This window comes from Nocardiopsis sp. TNDT3, from assembly GCF_003427465.1.
In the GTDB taxonomy this organism is placed as follows: domain Bacteria; phylum Actinomycetota; class Actinomycetes; order Streptosporangiales; family Streptosporangiaceae; genus Nocardiopsis; species Nocardiopsis dassonvillei.
On the sequence record NZ_QPFC01000572.1, the window covers coordinates 1 to 3,609 of the forward strand.

General features: G+C 74.8%; 3 protein-coding genes and 1 pseudogene. 2 read left to right on the forward strand and 2 right to left on the reverse strand.

Translation table 11 applies throughout. The features are described from left to right. Window positions 1-795, reverse strand: a pseudogene (locus DQW06_RS14660) (hypothetical protein); the annotation flags it as partial. 166 nt (window positions 796-961) lie between these two features. Then, window positions 962-2,056 carry a CaiB/BaiF CoA-transferase family protein gene (locus DQW06_RS14665; RefSeq protein WP_013156214.1) on the reverse strand — a complete coding sequence of 365 codons (1,095 nt, stop codon included), beginning with the start codon at window positions 2,054-2,056 and terminating at the stop codon, window positions 962-964. A 229-nt stretch (window positions 2,057-2,285) separates the two neighbouring features. On the opposite strand from DQW06_RS14665, the gene DQW06_RS29815 reads away from it, so the two are divergent. Together DQW06_RS29815 and rsmA are read left to right on the forward strand one after the other, a co-directional pair. Further along, entirely contained in the window at window positions 2,286-2,840 is a 555-nt protein-coding gene (locus DQW06_RS29815; protein ID WP_304598523.1) for a G5 domain-containing protein, read from the forward strand. Then, window positions 2,831-3,609 (forward strand): 16S rRNA (adenine(1518)-N(6)/adenine(1519)-N(6))-dimethyltransferase RsmA (rsmA, locus tag DQW06_RS14675; RefSeq protein ID WP_117198674.1); only part of this gene is annotated, 779 nt, incomplete at its 3' end. The genes DQW06_RS29815 and rsmA, both read left to right, overlap by 10 nt.

Here is a 3,609-nt window from a genome sequence, read left to right on the forward strand (position 1 = left end):
GACGTCCTCGGGGTCGGGCTCGGGCGGGCCCTCGGCCTCCCCGTCCGCATCCTCGTCCTCGCCCACCGGCTCCTGCGCGGCCTCCCGGGCCTCCTCGTCGGTGATCGGCGGGTCCGGGTAGTCGGGGTAGAGGCGGGTGAGCCCGGCCAGTTCGACCGCCGCGAGGGAGACCCCCTCCAGACGGTCGGTGGTCAGTTCGCGCACGTCGTCGACGTAGTGGTCCACCCGTCCGGAGGCGTCGGCCACGCCCAGGGCGGCGCCGGGGCCCACGGCGAGCGTGGTCCCGCCCTCCTCGCGCACGGTCTGCCCGAGCAGGCCCACGGGGGCCTGGAAGGCGGTCCGCGCGTTCTGGCTGACGTAGGCGTCGAAACCCGGGACGACCGCGCCCGAGCCGGTGCGCTCGGGCTCCGGGGCGGCCTCGCACACCGTGAAGCGCTCCCGGATGGACAGGGCGCGCTGTCCGGCCGACACCGACAGCCAGCCGTCGGTCGGGCAGGTGCGCGAGGTGGCCGTGCGGATCGACACGTTGCCGATCGAACCCTCCTCGGCCATCCCCCACAGGGTCGGCGTGGTCTCGGGGTTCACGTCCTGCCACAGCAGCCCCGGCACCCCCACGAGCACCACGGGCCCCTCACGCTGCCCGGCCGACCCCTCGGGCCCGGACAGGGCGTCGGTCTCGGCGGGAGCCGAGGCGGACGCGGCGGGCGCTGCGCACAGCAGTACCGCCGCGGACAGCAGCAGGGCACCCAGACGCGTTCCCCAGTGCGCCCCCGATGTGACGAGCCGTCGTGGCATGGCGGACCCCCCGTCGCGCGCTCAGCCGGAACTGGTCGCTCACCCTAGCCATTCTTCGCGCCGCGTAGGGGGATTCACGCGGCCCGGCGCGTGGGGCGGCACGGGCGACGGCGTGCGCGAGAGGGGTTTCGGCCGGGAACCGGGCCGCGCGCGGACGGGGTTTCGGTCAGGGGGTGAGGCCCCACTCCCGGAGGGTCCGCGCGGTGTCGGGCTGCTCGGCGCCCCGGGTGACCCCGCCCGGGGTGCGGTCGAAGCGCGGGGCCGGGCCCGACAGGATCCGGTCGCCGTCGCGCACGAGTGAGCCGCGGGCGCGCACGTGCGGGTGGTCGGGGGCCTCCTCCAGGGACAGGACGGGCATCACGCAGGCGTCGGCGCCCTCGAACACCTCGCCCCACGCGTCGCGGGTACGGGTGCGCAGGACCTCGGCGAACCGCTCCCGCAGCCGGGGCCAGCCCGACCGGTCCCACTGGTCGGGCAGGTCCTCCCCGGCCAGGCCGGTGCCCTCCAGGAACGCGGCGTAGAACTGGGGCTCGATGCAGCCGACCGACACGTACCGGCCGTCGGCGCACTCGTAGACGTCGTACCAGGGGGCGCCGGTGTCCAGGTAGTTGGTGCCGCGCTCGTCGCTCCAGGAACCGCGCGCGCGGTCCTCGTGCAGCATCGACATCAGCAGCGCGCTGCCGTCCACCATCGCGGCGTCCACGACCTGGCCGCGACCGGAGGACTGGCGCTCGACCAGCGCGCCGAGGACGCCGGTGACCGCGAACATGGTGCCCCCGGCGAAGTCGCCCAGGAGGTTGACCGGGGGGACCGGCGGGCCCCCCGCGCGCCCGATGGCGTGCAGGGCGCCGTTCACGGAGATGTAGTTCATGTCGTGCCCGGCGGCGCGGGCGAGCGGCCCGTCCTGGCCCCAGCCGGTGACCCGCGCGTAGACCAGGCGCGGGTTGGCCTCCAGGCAGACCTCGGGGCCCAGGCCCAGGCGCTCCATGACCCCGGGGCGGAAGCCCTCCAGGAGCACGTCGGCGCGGGAGGCCAGGTCGCGGGCGAGCGCGAGGCCCTCCTCGGACTTGAGGTCGGCGGGCAGGACGGTGCGCCCCTCGCTCAGGTGGGGTCCGCCCGCTCCGGAGTTCATCGCGTCGGCGGCCGCGGGGCGGTCGAGGCGGATGACGCTGGCGCCCAGGTCGGCGAGGAGCATCCCGGCCATCGGAGCCGGGCCGATCCCGGTGAACTCGACGACGCGGATTCCGTTCAGGGGTCCCATGGGGAGGTCTCCAAGGCGGTAGAGGGGAGCGCGCGCGACCAGAACGGCGCTCGGTTCATTGTGCAGGCTCCGGTCCCGCCGTGCCACGGCGGCACCCCCGGGGCTGCTCGGGGGGAGAGGGGATCGGAGGGAGGAAAAAGGCGGGCGAAAAGGGAATCCTGTTTCGAAGACCCGCGATCCACTCCCCTTTTCGGTCAGTTACAAAAGCGCTCGCGCAAGCGGTGTTAATGTGTCGATACTCGCTGGCGGAAGAGCCCTTCACGGCTCCGGAAAAAAATTCCGTCACCCCGTCTCCGGTGACAACGCACCGGAGCGCGCCCGTGCCGGACAGGGCACGGGAAAACCGCACCGACCTTTCCGAAAAGGACGGAAAAGCCATATCCAGCACCCCGGGGACCGTCACCTCGGGGAAGGACGCCCGCCGCCCTCGCCGGGATCCTCACCGCCACCGCCGGAGGACGAGCGCCGCGTCGTGGTCGAGCCCGCGGACGGACTCGGGGAGGACACCACCGCCACCGTCCTGCGCGACGGGAGGGAGGCCGGGCACACACTCCGGGAGGAGGTCGTGACCGAGCCGGTCGAGGGGCTCGTGCGGGTCGGCACCGGAGCCGACGGGGACGACGCGCCCCCGTCGGGAGCGGCGGGCCTGGACTGGCAGGCCCCGGCCCGGTGCGAGTCCGGCGGCGACCCCGGCGCGGGACGGCGACCGGAGGACCGGACGGACCACCGCCCGGAACCGCCGCAAACGGGACGACGCGCGGGAGCTGGCAAGATGTGGGGGTGACACAGACACCCGCACCCGACGACCGCTCCCGCCTGCTCACCCCCGCCGACGTGCGCACACTCGCGGAGCGGTTCGGTATCCGGCCCACCAAGACCCTGGGCCAGAACTTCGTCATCGACCACGGCACCGTCCGCCGCATCGTGCGGGTCGCGGGGGTCACCGAGGAGGACGCCGTCGTCGAGGTCGGCCCGGGCCTGGGTTCGCTCACCCTGGCGCTCCTCCCGCACGTGCGCCACGTGACCGCCGTGGAGATCGACCCGGCGCTGGCCGAGGCACTGCCGGGCACCGTCGCCGACCACGCGCCCGACCTCGCCGACCGGCTCACCGTCGTCCACGGCGACGCCATGCGCGTGACCGGGCTGCCCGGCCCCGAACCCACGGCGCTGGTGGCCAACCTGCCCTACAACGTGTCCGTGCCGGTCCTGCTGCACCTGCTGGAGCTGCTGCCCAGCCTGCGGCGGGTGCTGGTCATGGTGCAGGCCGAGGTCGCCGACCGCGTCACCGCCTCCCCGGGCGGCCGTGTCTACGGGGTGCCCTCGGCCAAGGTCGCCTGGTACGCCGGGGCCCGCCGCGCGGGAGCGGTCGGCCGCAACGTGTTCTGGCCCGCCCCCAACGTCGACTCCGGGCTGGTCGAACTCATCCGCCGCCCGCCGCCCGCCACCACGGCGAGCCGCGAGGAGGTCTTCCAAGTGATCGACGCCGCCTTCGCGCAGCGCCGCAAGACCCTGCGCGCCGCCCTGGCCGGATGGGCCGGTTCGCCGCCCGCCGC

Excerpts from the sequence above, each read along its gene's own strand:
- DQW06_RS14665 (WP_013156214.1), bottom strand. The coding sequence starts at position 2,056 with ATGGGACCCCTGAACGGAATCCGCGTCGTCGAGTTCACCGGGATCGGC.